Below are 16,199 nucleotides of genomic sequence, written 5' to 3'. Positions count from 1 at the left end.
AGACGCTTGAGAAATACGTCCCAAGGGGAAACGCCCGCATGCCCGGAAGTCACGCCGAGATTGAAGATGACCGCCTGATCCGGGAATTGCTGCAGAACTGGGCGATCTGGCGCGATGCCGGCGACTGGGAGCGTTTTCGCACGGTCTGGCATCCCGACGGCCGCATGATGGCGACCTGGACGCAGGGCACCGGCGACGAGTTCATCGAGATCAGCAAGCAGGCATGGGCCAAGGGCGTCAGCATCCTGCATTTCCTCGGCGGCATCTCGGTCGACCTCGCCGGACACCGCGCCATCTCGCAGACCAAGATGACGATCTCGCAACGCGCCGAGGTCGAGGGCGTGCTGTGTGACGTGCTCTGCACCGGGCGGTTCTACGACTTCCTCGAAAAGCGCGAGGGCCGCTGGGGCATCGTGCTGCGCCAGCCGATCTATGAGAAGGACCGCATGGACCCGGTCACGCCCGGCACGGCGCCCGTTCTCGACAAGGCGCTGCTCGAGCAGTTTCCGCCGGGCTACCGGCACCTCGCTTATTTGCAGACCCGCATCGGCTACACCGTGAAGCGCGACATGCCCGGCCTGAAGGGACCGGAGGTCGAGGCTCTATATGCCCGCGGCGCGGCGTGGCTGCAGGGCAAGCCGCTTAGCTGATCTCCTTGCGGACGATCGCCGCCGCGTCGCACATCGCCTTCAGTTTTCCGAACGCTGTATGGCGCGGCATGTATTTCATGCCGCAATCGGGCGCGATCACCAGCCGGTCGGCGGCGACATGCTTGAGGCCGTTGCGGATCCGGCCAGCCACGACATCAGCGGATTCGATCTCGGGATTGCCGAGGTCGAGCACGCCGAGCATGATCTTCTTCGACGACAAATCCCTGAGCACGCCGAGGTCGAGCTTCGGCTGCGCCGCCTCGATCGAGATCTGCTCGGCGCTGGTATCGGCGAGTTCGGCGAGGAAGGAATAGCCGGCCGGCTTGGTCGAGCCGGGCACGACCGCGGCATAGCCGAAGCACAGATGCACCACGGTCGGCACGGTGATGCCCTCCAGCGCGCGGTTGATCGCCTTCACCGCATAGCGGCGGGCAAGGTCGGGATTGTTGCGCACCCAGGGCTCATCGAGCTGGATCACGTCGGCGCCGGCCTTTTGCAGGTCGAGCGCTTCGGCGTTGACGGCGGCGGCGAAGGCCATCGCCAGTTCCTCGTCGTCTTTGTAGAATTCGTTCTTGGCCTGCTGGCTCATCGTGAACGGGCCGGGCAGGGTGATTTTTGCTGCGCGATCAGTGTTCTGGCGCAGGAATTTCATGTCGTGCAGCTCGACCGGGCCGCGGCGTTTCACCGGGCCTGTGACGCGCGGCACCGGCGTCTGGTGCCCGCTGCGCGAGGTGATCATCGCCGGATTTTCGTCATCGATGCCTTCGAGCGCCGTCGCAAATCGGTTGGAGTAGCTCTCGCGGCGGATTTCGCCATCGGTCACGATGTCGATGCCGGCCCGCTCCATGTCCCTGATGGCGACAATAGTGGCGTCGTCTTGCGCCTCCTCCAGGTGCTCGGCCGGCAGCCGCCACATCGCATGCAGGCGCGTGCGCGGCACCACCTTGGACAGCATCGCGCGATCGACCAGCCATTCCGGCTGCGGATAGCTACCGACGACGGTGGTCGGCAGCAGGTGCTTTGGCAGGTTCATGAGTATCTCCTTGCTCTTGTCATTTTCCCGCTCACTTCAGGCGGCGCGCGTCGCAGCGGCCGCGGCCTCATCCTTGACCGGATTGCGCAGCACGCCGATGCCCGACACCTCGACCTCGACCACATCGCCATCCTTCATCCAGAGCGGCGGCGTGCGGTAGGCGCCGACGCCACCGGTGGTGCCGGTCACGATGACGTCGCCGGGGACGAGCTCGGTGAAAGTCGAGCAGTAGGCGATCAGGGCAGGGACGTCGAAAACGAGGTCCGAGATTGGGGCTGCCTGCACCTCGACGCCGTTGAGGCGGGTCGCGATGGTCTGCTTGCTGATGTCGGGGATCTCGTCTGTCGTGACCATCCACGGACCGAAACCACCGGTGCCGACGAAATTCTTCCCCGGTGCGAATTGCGAGGTGTGGCGCTGCCAGTCGCGGATGCTGCCGTCATTGTAGCAGGCATAACCAGCGACATGCGCCAGCGCTGTCTCGCGCGAAATGCGGCGGCCGGCCTTGCCGATGATGACGGCCATCTCGCCCTCATAGTCGAAGCGCTCGGACTCGAGCGGCCGGATCATCGGCTGGCCGCCGCCGACCTGGCTGTTGGCGAAACGGGTGAAGATCATCGGGTGCGGCGGGGTGGGATGGCCGCTTTCGGCGAGATGCGTGGCGTAGTTGACGCCGATGCAGAATATCTTGTCCGGATCGGGAACGGTCGGCAGCAACTCGATTTCGGCAAACGCGTAGTCCGGCCGTTCGCCTTGCAGCGCGCCGAGGGCATTGAGCGATCCGTTCGCGAGCAACGTCTTCAGGGTTGGCCACTCCTTCAGCCGCTTGCCGGCGTCGATGATGCCGGCATTTGTTACCAGGCCGTATGTTGCCGTCGGACCTGCCTTGAAACTCGCGATCTTCATTATTCGGTACCTTCTTCGATAGAGGACACATAGGGTTCGATGGATCGCACGATTTTGCCCGAACGGATCGGAACGCAATCAGGCGGAAAGTCCTGGTGGAAGCGCGCGCCGGCTTTCCCGGCGCGGTCGATAAAACATTCGAGATGGTTCATCGCGCCGCTGGGCAGGTCGTGCAGAACCATGAGGCTCCACGGCTGCGACCGGCACTGCTCCAGGGCCCGGTCGGCCCAGCCGTCCGGATCGTCCCAGTCGCGCGGGATCGCGTTCCAGAGCACGCAACTATGCTTGTTGCGGGCGAGATATTCGACCACGGAAGGCTTCAGCAGCCGCGCGTCGAGATTGCCGCCGCCGCCGAACGGCCGGAACCATCGCTGTGGGTGCGCGAGGTCGCCGATCGCATCCTGCGTCCGGCCGATCTCATGCTGTGCCGCATCGGGATCATGTTGCTGCCCGAGTGGCACCGTGTGCGTAAAAGTGTGATTGCCGATCCAGTGGCCCTCGCCGTGTGCGCGCGCCGCAAGCCGACGGCGTTCGGGGTCGCCAAGCTTTTCGCCGATCACGAAGAAGGTCGTCTTGATGCCGCGTTCGCGCAGGATGTCGAGCACGCGCGGCGTCACGCCGGGCTCGGGACCATTGTCGAATGTCAGCGTCAGATCGAACACGCCGCTGCTCCGTCAGGTCGCAGGCTGGATGGCGCCGGCGGTGATCTCGTCGGCGGCGCGCTGGCCGGAACGTGACCCCGTCTGCCAGATTGCGGCCTTGCGCTCGATCCATTTGATCGCGGCGTTGAAGGCAATCGCCATCGCAAGCACCAGGAGAACGCCGGCAAACACATGCGGGCTGTCCAGAATGGTGCGGTAGCGCGAGATCAGATAGCCGATGCCGGCGGACGAAATCAGCATCTCGGACACGACAACGCCGACGATCACGAGTGCGCCGCCGACGCGCAGGCCCGACAGCACGGTCGGGATTGCCGCCGGAATGATCACGCGAACCAGCCGCTGGCTCAGCGTCGCGCCCATGCTGCGGGCGGCGAGCAGCAATTGCGGATCGATGGTCTGGATGCCGGCGGCGGTCGCCAGCATCGTCGGCAGGAAGCCGTAGATCGAGGCGAATGCGATCTTGGATTCCGAGCCGATGCCGAGCCACACGGTGAAGACGGGATAGAGGATGACCAGCGGCACCGCATAGAGGCTCGAGACCATCGGCATGATCAGGATGCGCGGCCGCGGCAGGCTGCCGACGATGGCCCCTAACAGGATGCCGCCGCCGCAGGCGAACGCCATCGAAATCGCGACCTCGTAGAGCGTCACGGCAAGGGCATGGCCGTATTCGCCCGCCTCGTTCCAGCCAGCCGCGAGTGTCGACGACAGCGATGGCAGGAACAGTTCGGGAATGAGACCTGCGCGCGGCAGGATTTCCCACAGCGCAATCAGGCCGATCACGATTAATCTGCGAAGCGTTGCAGCGCTCATGTCAGCCTCATGCCGATTTGCGGATATGCCGCCAGATGCGGTCGCGCAAGGTGCCGAACGCGTCGCCGCTCAGCATCTCATAGGTGCGCGGGCGGGGCAGCGAGACCTGCAGATGATCGACGATGCGGCCGGGGCGTGGCGACATCACGATCACCTCGTCGGCGAGATAGACCGCTTCGGTCAGGCTGTGGGTGACGAATACCACGGTCTTGCCGGTGGCCGCCCAGATCCGCAGCAGCTCGTCGCCCATGGTCATGCGGGTCTGTTCGTCCAGCGCGGCGAACGGTTCGTCCATCAGCAGCACCGGCGGGTCCTGCACCAGCCCGCGCGCGATCGAGACGCGCTGCTTCATGCCGCCGGACAATTCATGCGGATGGCGCTTGCCGAAACCGTCGAGGCCGACGAGTTTGAGCGCATCCTGCGCCTTGGCGCGGCGTTCGCTCTTGGCGACGCGGCGCAGCGCCAGCGGAAACTCGACATTCTCTTCCGCCGTCAGCCAGGGAAACAGGCTCGGCTCCTGAAATACCACGCCGACCCGGTTCGGGTCGGGCTCGGGGATCGGCGCGCCGCTGATGGAGATGGTGCCCGAGGTCTGTTGGCGCAGGCCGGCCATCATCATCAGAAGCGTCGACTTGCCGCATCCGCTCGGGCCGACCAGCACGACGAAGCGGCCGGGCTTGACGTCGAGCGAAACGTCCTCCAGCGCGACGACGTCCTGCGTCGTGGTCTTGAAGATCTGCCCGACATTGCGGACCTCGACCGCGCCGGCCGGCTTCAGCGGGGTTATGTTCGCCAATGGCTGCATCGTGTTTCCACCCATCTGACCAGTTCATTGAAGGCAATCGCGATGGCGGCGATCATCAGCACGCCGGCCAGCAACTGCTTCATCTGAAAATTCTCGCCCCAGGTCGCGATCTGATGGCCGATGCCGTCGCGCGAGGCGTACATTTCGGCGAGGATCACGCCGGTGAGATTGAAGATCATCGAGATCCGCAGCGCCTCCAGCAGAACGGGGAGCATGCTCGGCAGATAGACGCGGAAGGCGGTCTGCATCGGCGTCGCGCCATAGGAGCGGGCGACCGTTAGATGCTCGACCTTGACCGACTCGACCGCCGTCGTGGTCGACATGATCACGATGAAGATGGTCGAGAAGAAACCGAAGCCGACCTTCTGCGCAAAGCCGACGCCGAACACCAGGATGAACATCGGCAGGAAGATCGATTTCGGAATGCTGAAGGCGAAGAACAGCAGCGGCTTTGCCACGTCGGAAAAATAGCGGTTCTCCGCGATTAGGAAGCCGATCAGCGCGCCGACGGGAACGGCGAGCGCGAACGCGGTCACCACTTCTGTTGCGGTGACCGCAAGATCCTTGCGCACGCTCGCCCGCTGCAGCAGCTCACCGAGCGTTGCCAGCGTGTCGGAGGCGGAAGGGAGCAGGCGCGGATTGACGATGCCACTGCGCGACAGGATTTCCCATACCGCAAACAGCGCCACCACAATGGCGACCCGCGCCGCCTTTACGCCTAATCCGCGCATCGCGCCGCCTCAGGGCTTGGTCGGAACCGGCTTGAACTGCGTCGAGATGATCTCCGCCGCCGGCCCAAGATCCTTCATGCCGCCGGCCTTGGCCATGTCGAGCGCGAGCTGGAGCTGCTCAGGAATCTTCGCACCCTCCATGCTGCCGTCGGTTTCCAGCTTCAGAATCGTGTTTTCATATTCCAGCGCCGCGATCTCGGCGGGGATTTCATAGAGCTCGGTAATCAGTTTGACGGAGGCTTCCTTGTTGGCGCGCATGAACATCAGCGCGCCATAGAGCGCGTTCAGCGTCTTCTGGACCATCTGCGGCTTGTCCTGCACGTATTTGTCGAGCGCGATCCAGCCGGCGGCGAGGTTCGGCGGCACCTCCCTGGAGAAGTCGAGGATGGTGCGCGCTTCGCCCGATTTGGAAATCTGGAAGCTCAGCGGTGAGTAGACCACGGCCGCGTCGACATTGCCGGCGAGCAGGTTCGGCACCAGCCCGCCGCCGCCGACGGGCACACGGGTGAATTCGACCTTCTTGTCCTGCTGGGTCCACAGCGCCAGCAGGTCCGAGCCGGAGCCCGCGGAGGTGATGGCGACCTTCTTGCCTTTCAGATCGTTGACGCCGAGCGTCGATTTCGAAAGCGTCATCAATTGCCAGCCGTAATAGCCCGTGGCGGCACTGGCGAGCACCTTGGAGTTCACGCCCTTCTTGCGCCCGGCCGATACCAGCGAGGTGGCGTCGAGAATGACGTCGGCGGCGCCTGCCGCCATCGCTTCAAAAGTCTCGGCGCCGCCGCGATAGATCGTAAGCTCCGCCGCGATGCCTTCCTTCTCGAACAGTTTTTGGCGTACCGCGGTTTCCGCGATCGTGGTCGGCCAGTAGGTTTTAGTGGGAAGGCCGATGCGGACGGTGTCGGCGGCCTGCGCCATGCCCGATGCGCCAAGCACGGTGGCTATCGTGATCGTTGCCAGGATGTGGCGTCGCGTGATCTTCATTGTGACGTTTCCCTTTTGCTTTTTTCTTGATTGGTTTGGTCTTCGAGCGGTCAGGCGGTGTCGCCACCTCCGAATGTTTTCGGCGTGGCGAGCTCGACGAGGTGCATGGTCGTCATGAAATGCTTCGAGAGCGCCGCGACCGCGGCATCGGCATCGCGCTTGAGGGTGGCCCGCACGATGGCCGCGTGTTCGGCCTCGACGTTGCGGGATTTTTCGCTGTTGCGCCGGATCGCGAGCCGCCGATATCGCTCGCTCTGCTCGTGCAGCACATCGCGAAAGCCGAGCAGCCATTGCGAGCCGCAGGCGTTCACCAGCGTGCGGTGGAAGACGCGGTGCCGCACCACCCATTCCTCATAGTGATGCGTCGGATCGTCGGGATAGGTGTGGGGAACGGCGCACAGCGCCGCGAACGATTTCTCCACCGAGGCAAGCCATGCCGCGTCGCCGCGCTCGATCGAGCGCCTTAGCGCCAGCCCTTCGATATCGACGCGGGTTTGCGTCACGTCGCGAAGGTCGGCTGATGATACCGGGCTGACGCGAAAGCCGCGCTGGTCGGAGGCCTGCACCAGCCCGTCGGCGACCAGCCGCGACAGTGCCTCGCGCACCGCGGCGAGACTGACCGAAAACTGCTTGGCGAGCCCAGCGATATGCAGCTTCTGGCCGGGCAACAGCCGAGTCGAAAGAATATCCGCGCGCAGCCGCTCCTGAACGGCGGATGTCAGGCTTCGCGGCCGTTCGCCGGCAGGGTTCTCACCAAAACTCAACCCGATGCTGCTCATGGCGGCGCAGATTGGCGAGGGAACCTGAAAGCGTCAATCGAAAATCGATTTTTCTTCTAGCGCATTGGTAATGCTTCAGTTTTCTAATCTGGCTGCGGCGCCCCGGCGCCGTTTGTCGGGGATCAGGATTCAGAAATCATGGTGACAATGGTCCGGCGCTAACGTAGATAGTTCGCATGCGAAATAAAATCCCTGGCCCGGTTTTCTGATGACCGCACGTCGCGAGCATCGCCTGGTGTTCCTGCTCAACGTTGCGCAGCGCCGGCTGCAGCGCTGGATGGCGGCGCGAACCCAGCACAGCGGGGTAACGGCAGCTCAGTCCGGTTTGCTGTTCATTCTGGGTCGGCGCGATGGCGTGTTGATGGGCGAGGCGGGCGCGGCGCTCGATCTCGGACCACCGGGCATCAGCGGGCTCGTTGACCGGATGACGGCGGCGAACCTGATCAAGCGGCGGGCCGATCCGGATGACGGGCGCGCATGGCGTCTCTGGCTGACGCCGGCCGGTCGCGCGGCGATGGCGCAGTCGAAAGCGGGGCTCGCTGAGGTCAACGCGCGCCTCACGGACGGATTTACGGACGCCGAGATCGACGCCGTCGCGCGCTGGCTCACCACCATGCAAATCAGATTTCCCAGAGGAGAAGACGAATGACCGAGCATATCAAGATCGAGAAGAGCGACGGGATTTTGAGCCTGACGATGGCCCGCCCCGACAAGAAGAATGCGCTGACCAATGCGATGTACGGCGCGCTGGCTAACGCAATCGAAGGCGCGGAGACCGATCCATCCGTCCGCGTCCTCCTGATCCGCGGCGAGGGCGACATGTTCACCGCAGGTAACGACGTCGGCGAGTTCGCCGCCATCGCGACAGGCGCGGTTCAGGGCGAGCGGCATGTCGGCCGTTTCCTGCAGGCGCTCGCCAAATCGAGCCGCCCACTGGTCGCCGCCGTCCAGGGGCGCGCCGTCGGCATCGGCACCACGATGCTGTTGCATTGCGATCTGGTCGTGCTGGCCGAGAACGCGCTGCTGTCGACGCCGTTCGTCAATCTCGCATTGGTGCCGGAAGCGTCTTCCAGCCTGTTGATGCCGCTCCGCATCGGCTATGCGCGCGCCTTCGAAATGTTCGCGCTCGGTGACGCCGTCGATGCCAGGTCCGCGTTTGCGTGGGGGATCGCCAACCGGGTGGTGCCGCTCGACAAACTCGACGCTGAAGCGAAGGCGTTGGCATCCCGGCTGGCGAAACAGCCGGCGGGTGCCGTCAGCACGACGAAACGTCTGATGCGCAATCCGGAGCTTCTCATGGCGCAGATCAAGGCGGAAAGCGAGCAGTTCGCGGCACGCCTGAAAACCGCCGAGGCGCGCGAGGCCTTTGTCGCGTTCGCCGAACGCCGGCCGCCGGACTTCCTGAAACTCGCAAAACAGCCGGCGTAACCGCTTTCTCCCCGCCCGCGACCGGGAGGCAATTGACCGCCCGTGACGGCCCCGCTACCTCTCTCGGGTTGCGTGCGGGGAAACAAATGAACAAGAACAATGAAGCTGCCGAATTCGACTACGTCATCGTCGGCGCCGGCTCGGCCGGATGCGTGCTCGCCAATCGCCTGAGCGCCGACGGCAAGCATTCTGTCTTGCTGCTGGAGGCCGGACCGAAAGACAGCAATCTCTGGATCCACGTGCCGCTCGGCTATGGAAAACTGTTCAAGGAGAAATCCGTCAACTGGATGTACCAGACCGAGCCCGAGCCGGGCTTGAACGGCAGGCAGGTGTTCCAGCCGCGCGGAAAAGTGCTCGGCGGTTCGAGCTCGATCAACGGCCTGCTCTATGTGCGGGGCCAGCACGAGGATTACGATCGCTGGCGTCAGCGCGGCAATGCCGGCTGGGGCTATGACGACGTGCTGCCCTATTTCAAGAAGGCCGAGAACCAACAGCGCGGTCCGGACAAATACCACGGCAGCGGCGGCCCGCTGCCGGTTTCCGACTGGCGTCACGCCGACCCGCTGTCGGAGGCTTTCGTCGTCGCCGCCGCCGAGACCGGCATTCCGACCAATCCCGATTTCAACGGCGCAACCCAGGAAGGCGCGGGATTTTTCCAGACCACGACAAGGCGCGGCCGCCGCGCCAGCACGGCGTTCTCCTATCTGCGTCCGGCGAAGAGCCGCAGCAATTTGCACGTCGAGACTTCGGCGCTGGCGCAGCGCATACTGTTCGAAGGGCGGCGCGCGAAGGCGGTCGAATACAAGCAGGACGGTCGCGTGCGCACCGCGCGGGCGCGCAAGGAAATCCTGGTCTCCAGCGGCGCGTATAACTCGCCGCAGCTGCTGCAGCTCTCCGGCGTGGGACCGGCCGACTTGTTGAAGCAGCACGGCATCGAGATCGTGCTCGACGCGCCGGGCGTCGGCAACGATCTGCAGGATCACTTGCAGGTGCGCTTGATTACGCGCTGTGCGCAGAAGGTCACGCTCAACGACGTGGTCAACAATCCGGTACGCAGGGTGATGGCGGGCATTCAGTACGCCGCCTTGCGCAAGGGGCCGTTGACGATTGCCGCCGGAACTTCGGGCGCGTTCTTCAAGACCAGTCCGCGGCTGGCCTCGCCCGATATTCAGATTCACTTCCTGCCGTTCTCGACGGACAAGATGGGCGAGAAGCTTCACGCGCTTTCCGGGTTCACCGCATCGGTCTGCCAGTTGCGCCCCGAAAGCCGCGGCTCGCTGCGCATCAAGAGCGCCGATGCTTCCGTGCCGCCGGAAATCCGCATCAACTATCTCGCAACAGAAACCGATCGCCGCGCCTTCATCGACGGCATCCGCATCCTGCGCAAGATTCTCGCAGCACCCGCGCTGAAGGCCTACGCAGTCGCGGAGGTCGATCCCGGTCCGAAGGTGCAGAGCGACGACGAGTTGCTGGATTTCTGCCGCCGCACCGGCAGCACGGTCTATCACCCGACCTCGACCTGTCGCATGGGCAGCGATGCGCTCGCCGTCGTCGACCAGCGCTTGCGCGTGCGCGGCATCGAAGGCCTGCGCGTGGTCGATGCGTCTGTTATGCCGGACCTGATGTCGGGCAATACCAACGCGCCGACCATCATGATCGCGGAGAAGGCGTCCGATATGATCCTGGAGGATGCGCGGTAAGGCACGCCGCCCGCGGCAAATACCGTTGTCATCATCCGCGAAGGCGGATGATCCAGTACGCCGTGACATCTCGATTCAAACTGCGGCCGGCGATTACTGGATGCCCGCCTTCGCGGGCATGACGACGGTGTCAGACGTCACCCCTTATACCCCCGCACCCGCTTCAGCATCTGCTCGACATGGGCGATCGGGGTTTCCGGCTGGATGCCGTGGCCGAGGTTGAAGATCAGCCGTCCAGCTGCGTAGTTCGCCAGCACGTCGTCGACGGCGCGGTCCAGCGCCGCACCGCCCGCGATCAGCGCCAGCGGATCGAGATTTCCCTGAACCGCGACGCGGCTTTGCACGCGCTCGCGGATCATGGAAGGCTCGGCCGCCCAGTCGATGCTGACGGCATTGACGCCGGTCGCTTCCACATAGGCCGGCAGCATGGCGCTGGCACCGCGCGGAAAGCCGATGATTTTCGCGTCAGGCGCTTTCGCGCGCACGCCCGCGACGATGCGTTTCGCAGGCTCAATCGACCAGCGCTCGAACTCGCGCGGCGGCAGTACGCCGGCCCACGTGTCGAATATCTGCAACGCGTCCGCGCCGGCCTCGAGTTGGCCGAGCAGATACTGGATCGAGTTCTCGACCAGCACGTCGATGATTTCAGCGAACGCTTCGGGATGGCGATAGGCCATCATTCGCGCCGGCGCCTGATCCGGCGTGCCTTGTCCCGCAACCATGTAGGTTGCGACCGTCCACGGCGCGCCGCAGAAGCCGATCAGCGCGACCTCAGGCGCGAGTTCGCGCTTCACGCGACGCAGCGCCTCATAGACCGGCTCGAGCTTGCCGAAATCGGCATCGCGAGCCAGCGTGGTCACCTGCTCCGGCGTGTCCAGCGGATCGAGCCGCGGGCCTTCGCCGGCCTCGAAGCGCACCGAGCGGCCGAGCGCGTAGGGGATCACGAGAATGTCGGAAAAGATGATCGCGGCGTCGAAGTTGAAACGGCGGATCGGCTGCAGCGTCACCTCGGTGGCATATTCCGGCGTGAAGCAGAGGTCGAGAAAACTCCCGGCCTTGGCGCGTAGCTCGCGATATTCGGGGAGATAGCGGCCAGCCTGGCGCATCATCCACGCAGGCGGCACCTTCTGCCTGCGGCCGGACAGCACTTCGATAAAAGGTTTCACGGCGGATTTCTGGGACAATCTAAAGGTTCCTGCGGGACGGCGGAGATTTGCGCCTCTGATACACGCAGGTTCCTCCCGGGCCAAGGAGGGATACCGGAGCGAAATATGGAACTGGCGTAAAACCGCGCCGTTATCTCATCCATGGAGGTCCCCGATGGCTCAGAAATTCAATCCTGCGGCGCATGACAAGCACGCCGAAGATCCCCGTGAAGCGCAGAAAGCCGATCGGGAGACCCACGAAAAGCTCGAGGCCGGGCTGGTGGATACGTTTCCGGCGTCCGACCCCGTGAGCGCCGCGCAGCCTGCACCGTCGAAAGCCGATGGCGATCGTGCAAGCGAAACGCTGTGGGACAAGGTCCGCGCCGTCTTCCGCTGACGCAAATCTCAGTAATGCGGCGGCGGCTCGTTCGCAGGACCCGGCGCGTTGCTTTCGGCTTCCTGAAGGCGCTCTTTCAGTTCGGCAACCTGGCGCGTCAGCCTGTCGATCTCAACCCACTGCGCGGTGATCGTCTGGTTCAGCGTCTCGATGGTCACGTCCTGATAGGTCAGCCGCATTTCCAGCGCGTCAATGCGCTCGCTTAAGTCGTCGGCATCACTCATGGGAGCCATCGTTCGGTCGTCGCTGCCGCAGCCCGTGGCCCAGCGCCACACGTTCGTCGAATACGAAGCATTCGCCGCGCCAGCGGCTCTCTTCTTCCGGCACGCCTTCGAGATAGCGCAGGATGCCGCCCTTGAGGTGGTAGACCTCATTGAAGCCTTGCGCCAGCAGATAGGCGCTGGCCTTCTCGCACCGGATGCCGCCGGTGCAGAACATCGCGATCCTCTTGTGCTTCGCCGGGTCGAGTTGCTGCGCGGCGAATTCCTTGAACTGGCCAAAGCTCTTGAGACCGGGATCGACCGCCCCTTCGAACGTGCCCATCGCCACCTCGAAGGCGTTGCGGGTATCGATCACCAGCGTGTCGGGTGCTGATATCAGTTCGTTCCAGTCCGACGGCTCGACATAGGTGCCAACCTGCCGCGTCGGATCGACAGCAGTATCTCCGAGCGTGACGATTTCCTTTTTCAGGCGGACCTTCAGCCGCTGGAACGGCATCTCGGAAGCGCTTGAAAACTTGAGTTCGAGACTGTCGAGCCGGCCACCGAAGAGGGTGCCGTGCTGCAACTCCTGGACGAACGCGTCGATCGCTTCGTCGCCGCCCGCAACGGTGCCGTTAATCCCCTCATGCGCCAGCAGCACGCTGCCCTTGATCCCATGGCCGGCCGCAAGCGCGCGCAGCGGCTCACGCAGCTCCCGGAAATCCGGCAGTGCGGCGAATTGGTAGAGGGCGGCGACCTTGAGCGGCATGGCGACCGTTTATCAGGCAGGCCGGGCAGGGGAAACCCCGTAAAGCCCTGCGTATTCCGCGTATTGCCACCGCGGGACCTTGGCATGCCAGCCATTGCCCAGTTGGGGATGAATATGCCAAAGAACCGTCTGTAAGCCCACCCGATCGTCCCCAGCGGGATGCCCAAGAAATATTGAAAAAGCGCTGAAAAGAAAGCACTCGCGATGAGGAATTTCCATTTCGCCGGCCGCTCCACGGTCCATGCCCAGAACGCGATGGTGGCGACGTCGCACCCAGACGCCGCGCTTGTCGCCATCGACGTGATGCGGGCGGGCGGCACGGCGGCGGACGCCGCGGTGGCGGCCTGCGCGCTGTTAGGGGTGATCGAGCCGCAATCGACCGGCATCGGCGGCGATTGCTTCGCGCTGATCCAGCCGAAGGGCGAGGGCAAGATCGTCGCCTATAACGGCTCCGGCCGCGCGCCGATGGCGGCCAAGGTCGAATGGTATCTGGAGCGCAAGATCCACTCGGTGCCGCTGACGTCGGCCCATTCGGTGAGCATTCCCGGCGCGATCGATGCGTGGGACACGATCCTGCGCGACCACGGCAAGATGGGGCTCGACACCCTGCTGCAGCCCGCCATCAAGGCCGCTGAAGAAGGCTACATTGTCGCGCCGCGTATCGCCTTCGACTGGAAGAACCAGTTCGAGAAACTGAAGAACGGCACCAACACCGAGCGATATCTGCTGCCGCATGGAAAACCGGCGGTGGCCGGCGACATCATTCATCAGCCGGAACTGGGCAAGACGCTGCGTGCGATCGCCAAGAACGGGCGCGACGCGTTCTACACCGGCGAGATCGCCGCCGACATGGTGGAGACGCTCCGCGGCATCGGTGGCCTGCACACGCTGGAAGATTTCGCCGCGCATTCGACCGAAACCACGTCGCCGATCGGCACGATGTACAAGGGGCACGACGTCTGGCAGTGCCCGCCGAATGGCCCGGGCATTACCATGCTGGTGATGCTGAACATCCTCTCGCGCTTCGATCTGACCAAATTTGCTCCGCTCAGCATCGAACGCTTCCATCTCGAGGCTGAAGCCGCGCGCATCGCCTACCTGATGCGCGAGCAATATATCGGCGATCCCCAGCAGGTTCATGTCGACGTCGCCGGCATTCTCGCGAAGGAATTTGCCGAAGAGCACATCAAGAACATCAGGATGGACCGGCTGCTCGATTTGCCGAACGTCGCGCCGCCAATGAATCCGTCCACCGTCTACATCACCGTGGTCGACAAGGACCGCAACGTCTGCTCGTTTATCAACTCGATCGCGCATTCATTCGGCTCGGCGATCGTTTCCAACAAGACCGGTATCCTGCTGCAGAACCGCGCCGGCGGTTTCCGGATCCAGCCCGGCCATCCCAACTGCATCGCGCCGGGCAAGCGCCCCCTGCACACTATCATTCCGAGCCTTGCCACCAAAAACGGTCGCGCGGTGATGCCGTTCGGCGTGATGGGCGGCCAGTATCAGCCGGTGGGTCAAAGCCATGTGCTGACCAACATCCTCGACTATGGCTGCGACGTGCAGGAGGCCATCGATATGCCGCGCGGCCTGCATTACGAGGGCTTCTACCAGCTCGAGGACAGCGTGCCGGCCGAGATCGTCGAGGGATTGAAGAAGATCGGCCACAAGACCACCAGCGTGGTCGGCCCGCTCGGCGGCGGCCAGGCGATCTGGATCGATTGGGACAAGGGCACGCTGACCGGCGGCTCCGATCCCCGCAAGGACGGTTGCGCGCTGGGCTATTGAGCCTTCGCGCCGTCAGCCACCGGAACAACGGGCCGTCGCTTTCGTTAAAGCGATGAAGCGGAGCCGTTCACATTGCAGTGGACGGCCGCCTGTTGTCAGGGGTTTGCGATCAGCGTTCTCGATTCAGATGATTCCGAACAGGCCGACCTGCGCGGCGGCCGCTCGCCGTGGTTTGCGAACTCAGGCCACCCTTCGCGCCTCTATGTGCGCGACAATCTCAAATGCGACGCGCTCGTTATCGGCGCCGGGATTACGGGATCGCTCGTCGCCGAGCGCCTGACGCGGCAAGGCCTGGACGTGGTCATCATCGATCGCGAGTTGCCGGGGCACGGCAGCACCGCGGCTTCGACCTCGATGCTGCTGTGGGAAATCGATCGGCCGTTGCGGCAGTTGAGCGAAGCCTATGGCTTCGAGCGAGCGGCGCGGGCCTATCGCGCCAGCTTCGAGGCCGTCGCCGGCCTGAAATCGCTGGTCGGACAACTCTGCATCGCCTGCGACATGCGGGACAAAAATTCGCTCTATCTTGCGGCCGACGAAAGCAGTGCCAGTCTCATCGAAGAACATTGTTACCGTACGCGGGCCGGCCTGCCAGGCGATTTTCTCGACCACGGCACATTGCTCGACAGCTTTGGCTTTGCGCGTGCCGGAGCGATCGTCTCCCAAGGCGCGGCCGATGCCGATCCCGTGCGACTCGCGCATGGCATGCTAGGGACTGCCGTTGCCCGCGGTGCGCGGTTGTTCGAGGCAGAAGCCGTCGCATTCGATGCCGCTGGGCGCTCGGTCAATGTCGGACTTGCCAACGATCGCGAGATCGAGGCGCGCGCCGTCGTTCTTGCCACCGGCTATGTCATGCCCGACATCGTTCGCTCCACCGTGCACACGGTGTCATCGAGTTGGGCGACTGCGACGACCCCACAGCCGCAAAATGCCTGGAGCGACGGCGTGCTGATCTGGGAGGATGCAACGAACTATCTCTACGCACGAACGACGCATGCAGGACGCATTATTGTCGGCGGCGAGGACAGCACCGAAATCGTCGAACCGGAGCCGCGCGACCGCCTAATTCCCGAAAAATCGCGCGCGCTCGCGCAACGGCTCGCGGCGCTCTGGCCTGCCGCAAAGCCAGACATCGAGTTTCGCTGGGCCGGCACGTTCGGCACGACGTCCGATGGCTTGCCCCTGATCGGCCCGGTCCCCGGCGCCAAAGGCATGTATGCGGCCTACGGCTATGGCGGCAACGGCATCACCTTCAGCTTTCTTGCCGCGCGGCTGATCGGCGACTTGATCGCCGGAAAAACCCCGCCATTGCTGCGCGATTTCGCGATCGATCGCGATGGCGACATGGCTGGCGGCTGAAAAATGGCTATCGAAACAGGCCGCCTTGGGCTAGAGACGTCGGTCTCTCGAAC

At 64.0% G+C, this 16,199-nt stretch carries 18 protein-coding genes; 7 read left to right on the top strand and 11 right to left on the bottom strand.

Translation table 11 applies throughout. From position 1 onward, the window contains the following. The first annotated feature begins 38 nt into the window (after positions 1 to 38). Positions 39 to 650 carry a nuclear transport factor 2 family protein gene (locus tag IVB05_RS35335; protein WP_247780600.1) on the top strand — a complete coding sequence of 204 codons (612 nt, stop codon included), beginning with the start codon at positions 39 to 41 and terminating at the stop codon, positions 648 to 650. Here the strand turns inward: IVB05_RS35335 and IVB05_RS35330 are convergent. From IVB05_RS35330 to IVB05_RS35295, 8 genes are read right to left on the bottom strand one after another with little or no spacing between them, the layout of a single operon-like run. Continuing rightward, positions 643 to 1,683: a uroporphyrinogen decarboxylase family protein gene (locus IVB05_RS35330; protein ID WP_247780598.1), complete on the bottom strand. Its 1,041-nt coding sequence runs from the start codon at positions 1,681 to 1,683 to the stop codon at positions 643 to 645. The genes IVB05_RS35335 and IVB05_RS35330 overlap by 8 nt on opposite strands. A 36-nt stretch (positions 1,684 to 1,719) precedes the next feature. Further along, positions 1,720 to 2,589, bottom strand: a complete 870-nt coding sequence (locus IVB05_RS35325; RefSeq protein ID WP_247780596.1) for a fumarylacetoacetate hydrolase family protein — start codon at positions 2,587 to 2,589, stop codon at positions 1,720 to 1,722. Beyond that, on the bottom strand, positions 2,589 to 3,251 hold the full coding sequence (locus IVB05_RS35320) for a polysaccharide deacetylase family protein (RefSeq protein ID WP_247780595.1): 663 nt from the start codon (positions 3,249 to 3,251) through the stop codon (positions 2,589 to 2,591). The genes IVB05_RS35325 and IVB05_RS35320 overlap by 1 nt, the downstream gene beginning before the upstream one ends. A gap of 12 nt (positions 3,252 to 3,263) precedes the next feature. After that, positions 3,264 to 4,064 (bottom strand): ABC transporter permease, encoded by an 801-nt coding sequence (locus tag IVB05_RS35315; RefSeq protein WP_247780593.1) that lies wholly within the window; start codon positions 4,062 to 4,064, stop codon positions 3,264 to 3,266. Between the two features lie 7 nt (positions 4,065 to 4,071). Further along, on the bottom strand, positions 4,072 to 4,869 hold the full coding sequence (locus tag IVB05_RS35310) for an ABC transporter ATP-binding protein (RefSeq protein WP_247780592.1): 798 nt from the start codon (positions 4,867 to 4,869) through the stop codon (positions 4,072 to 4,074). Continuing rightward, positions 4,848 to 5,600 carry an ABC transporter permease gene (locus tag IVB05_RS35305; RefSeq protein WP_247780591.1) on the bottom strand — a complete coding sequence of 251 codons (753 nt, stop codon included), beginning with the start codon at positions 5,598 to 5,600 and terminating at the stop codon, positions 4,848 to 4,850. The genes IVB05_RS35310 and IVB05_RS35305 overlap by 22 nt, the downstream gene beginning before the upstream one ends. Positions 5,601 to 5,609: 9 nt before the next feature. Then, complete coding sequence (locus IVB05_RS35300; protein ID WP_247780589.1) at positions 5,610 to 6,581, bottom strand: ABC transporter substrate-binding protein; 972 nt, start codon at positions 6,579 to 6,581, stop codon at positions 5,610 to 5,612. A gap of 50 nt (positions 6,582 to 6,631) precedes the next feature. Beyond that, a complete protein-coding gene (locus IVB05_RS35295; RefSeq protein ID WP_247780588.1) occupies positions 6,632 to 7,360 on the bottom strand; it encodes a GntR family transcriptional regulator in 729 nt (242 codons plus the stop codon). A gap of 208 nt (positions 7,361 to 7,568) precedes the next feature. Between IVB05_RS35295 and IVB05_RS35290 the strand changes: the two genes are divergently transcribed. From IVB05_RS35290 to IVB05_RS35280, 3 genes are all read left to right on the top strand, one after another. Next, positions 7,569 to 8,009, top strand: coding sequence for a MarR family winged helix-turn-helix transcriptional regulator (locus tag IVB05_RS35290; RefSeq protein WP_247780587.1), 441 nt, complete (start codon positions 7,569 to 7,571; stop codon positions 8,007 to 8,009). After that, a complete protein-coding gene (locus IVB05_RS35285; RefSeq protein WP_247780586.1) occupies positions 8,006 to 8,788 on the top strand; it encodes an enoyl-CoA hydratase in 783 nt (260 codons plus the stop codon). Before IVB05_RS35290 ends, IVB05_RS35285 begins: the two co-directional genes overlap by 4 nt. Before the next feature lie 86 nt (positions 8,789 to 8,874). Next, positions 8,875 to 10,488 (top strand): choline dehydrogenase, encoded by a 1,614-nt coding sequence (locus IVB05_RS35280; RefSeq protein WP_247780584.1) that lies wholly within the window; start codon positions 8,875 to 8,877, stop codon positions 10,486 to 10,488. A gap of 137 nt (positions 10,489 to 10,625) precedes the next feature. On the opposite strand, the gene hemE is transcribed toward IVB05_RS35280, so the two are convergent. Then, positions 10,626 to 11,672 carry a uroporphyrinogen decarboxylase gene (hemE, locus tag IVB05_RS35275; protein WP_247780583.1) on the bottom strand — a complete coding sequence of 349 codons (1,047 nt, stop codon included), beginning with the start codon at positions 11,670 to 11,672 and terminating at the stop codon, positions 10,626 to 10,628. Between the two features lie 136 nt (positions 11,673 to 11,808). Here hemE and IVB05_RS35270 point away from each other — a divergent pair, with 136 nt between their 5' ends. Then, positions 11,809 to 12,030, top strand: coding sequence for a hypothetical protein (locus tag IVB05_RS35270; protein ID WP_247780582.1), 222 nt, complete (start codon positions 11,809 to 11,811; stop codon positions 12,028 to 12,030). Between the two features lie 8 nt (positions 12,031 to 12,038). Here the strand turns inward: IVB05_RS35270 and IVB05_RS35265 are convergent, their stop codons facing one another. Continuing rightward, complete coding sequence (locus tag IVB05_RS35265) at positions 12,039 to 12,254, bottom strand: SlyX family protein (RefSeq protein WP_108522139.1); 216 nt, start codon at positions 12,252 to 12,254, stop codon at positions 12,039 to 12,041. Then, the gene (locus tag IVB05_RS35260; protein ID WP_247780581.1) at positions 12,247 to 12,999 is read right to left on the bottom strand and encodes a rhodanese-related sulfurtransferase; all 753 of its coding nucleotides are present in this window, start codon (positions 12,997 to 12,999) and stop codon (positions 12,247 to 12,249) included. The genes IVB05_RS35265 and IVB05_RS35260 overlap by 8 nt, the downstream gene beginning before the upstream one ends. Positions 13,000 to 13,203: 204 nt before the next feature. Here IVB05_RS35260 and ggt point away from each other — a divergent pair, with 204 nt between their 5' ends. Both ggt and IVB05_RS35250 read left to right on the top strand, forming a co-directional pair. Beyond that, positions 13,204 to 14,790: a gamma-glutamyltransferase gene (ggt, locus tag IVB05_RS35255; protein WP_247780580.1), complete on the top strand. Its 1,587-nt coding sequence runs from the start codon at positions 13,204 to 13,206 to the stop codon at positions 14,788 to 14,790. A gap of 72 nt (positions 14,791 to 14,862) precedes the next feature. Then, complete coding sequence (locus IVB05_RS35250) at positions 14,863 to 16,146, top strand: FAD-dependent oxidoreductase (RefSeq protein WP_247780579.1); 1,284 nt, start codon at positions 14,863 to 14,865, stop codon at positions 16,144 to 16,146. Positions 16,147 to 16,199 lie beyond the last annotated feature (53 nt).

Source organism: Bradyrhizobium sp. 170, assembly GCF_023101085.1.
Taxonomy (GTDB): Bacteria; Pseudomonadota; Alphaproteobacteria; order Rhizobiales; family Xanthobacteraceae; genus Bradyrhizobium.
This window is presented reverse-complemented; position numbering and strand designations above follow the sequence as displayed.